Annotated in this window: 2 protein-coding genes; both read left to right on the forward strand. The window is 29.8% G+C overall.

Annotated features, from left to right (window positions below; translation table 11 throughout):
* Window positions 1-253: 253 nt before the first annotated feature.
* Complete coding sequence (locus ACFCYN_RS25335) at window positions 254-409, forward strand: XapX domain-containing protein (RefSeq protein ID WP_098118254.1); 156 nt, start codon at window positions 254-256, stop codon at window positions 407-409.
* A 99-nt stretch (window positions 410-508) separates the two neighbouring features.
* On the forward strand, window positions 509-1687 hold the full coding sequence (locus ACFCYN_RS25340; RefSeq protein WP_172444535.1) for a NupC/NupG family nucleoside CNT transporter: 1179 nt from the start codon (window positions 509-511) through the stop codon (window positions 1685-1687).
* The last annotated feature ends 587 nt before the right edge of the window (window positions 1688-2274 follow it).

Consider the following 2274-nt stretch of genomic DNA (forward strand, 5'->3'; position numbering starts at 1 on the left):
ATCTACAAGTTAAGCAATTAAATTAAGAAATTACTTTTTACAATATATTCCCTAAGAATTCTAATTTTACCTTTCTAACGGCATCATTCTTTTCTATTTTAGCGTTTTCTTATGTGTTCAAATTTTAAATTATGAGGTTTTAAATTTATTTTGGGGATACTACTTCTATTAAATTTAAACTAAATCAGCAATTTTCAATTTAAATGTTCTTCAATTGCTCTTTTTCGAAAAATTTTTTAGGAGTGAATATCAAATGCATGAAATAATTATGAGCTTATTGGCAGGGTTAATTGTTGGAGTTGTTTTTACTCTTATTAAATTACCAATCCCTGCACCTCCAGTATTTTCTGCGATATGTGGAATTATTGGCGTATGGGGAGGCATGAAATTAGTGCAATTATTTATTTAAATAACTTAATACTGATTAATGATATTTTTAATTTGATTGGAAATAATAATATTGCTAATTAGAAATTTATTCTACATTTTGTAGTTTGGAGGAAAATTAATGACATATATAATCGCAATTATCGGCATCATTCTCTTACTTGCTATTTCCTGGTCAATGTCGAATGATAAAAAGAATATTAATTATAAAGCCGTAATAATTATGTTAGTTGTCCAGTTAATTATAGCTTGGTTTATGCTTAATACATCCATTGGACAAACGATTCTTAAAAAGATTGTTGCATTCTTTAATAAAGTTTTATCATTTGGTAATGAAGGTATTGCGTTTGTATTCGGTGATTTATCAACAAAAGGTTATTTCTGGATTAACGTATTAATGATGATTGTCTTCGTATCTTCATTATTATCAATTTTAACTTATACAAGAATACTTCCATTAGCAATTAGATACATTGGTGGTGCAGTTGCTAAAGTAACTGGATTACCAAAGATTGAATCTTTCGTTGCGGTAAATAGTATGGTTTTCGGTGATACAACTGCCATTCTTTCAGTAAAATCCGAATTACACAAACTTACACCTAACCGTTTATTCGTAGTTGTAACGTCATCATTAGTAGCAGTTTCATGTTCAATTTTAGGTGCTTATATGCAAATGATTCCTCCAGAATATGTACTAGTTGCACTACCGATCAATGTATTCTCAGGTTTAATACTATCATCAATGGTAAGTCCTGTAACATCAGAACAAGATGAAGAAATTAATGTTAAAGACATGATTAAAGAAAAATCATTATTTGAGGCAATCGGTAACGGTGCTCTTGATGGCGGTAAAGTTGCACTAATTGTTGGTGCAATGCTAATAACTTACATTGGCTTACTAGCTATGATTAATTTCGTTTTCAATTCGATTTTCGGTATGACATTTACTGAAATATTAGGATATGTATTCGCTCCAGTGGCGTACATAATGGGAATCCCAACTCATGAACTAGTACGTTCAGGATCAATAATGGGAACAAAAGTTGCAGCAAATGAGTTTGTAGCGATGCTTGACTTCCAAAAACTCATCCCTAAATTATCGACGAAAACCGTTGCGATTGTGTCATCATTCTTAGTATCATTTGCAAACTTTTCATCAATTGGTATTATATACGGTGCTATTGCTGCGATTGATAAAAAACAATCAGAGCTTTTTGCTAAAATTGGTTTAAAAGTTTTACTAGTTGCTACATTAGGTTCAGTTTTAACTGGAACAATCGTAGGATTATTCGTTAGATAATACTTAACAGTTCATTATTATACTTATTAAAAATAAAACCGCCGAGACTTTTTGTTAAGTTCTCGGCTGGTTTATTTTTAATATCCATGAATCTTTACGAAGTTTCAACTAATTTTTAAAACAATATCTTCAATTCTAATACTCCAAGTAAACCCTACATCAATGGTTGACTTAAACCTCTAATGATTGGATTCACTAAATTCTTGGGAACAGAGTAACTTGCTAGTGTATTTCTTTACAAGTAATTTATTGTATTTATGTGAATATCCAGATTTCGGATCCTATTCAAATATAAGGTACTTACCAATATTTAATCTGTTTTCTCCATATAAGAAAAGTAAAAAAATCAGCGTGTTGACTGCATCCACTTGTATCTTGGCAATCCATACCTATAAACGCTCTTCATTAAATCAATTGCTCTTTTTGTATTCACCAAAGTGCTTAGATGATTAAAAAGTAACTGGAATTACATATCATTATTCTTTGTTTAATTTAAAAAATCATAAATATTTACTGTAAAGCGATTGTTAAATATAGAGTTGCAGTTTTTTATGTTCCATTTTCTTTAAATGAATACTTAAAAGACA

The sequence above is a fragment of the Gottfriedia sp. NPDC056225 genome (assembly GCF_042267765.1).
GTDB lineage: Bacteria > Bacillota > Bacilli > Bacillales > Bacillaceae_G > Gottfriedia.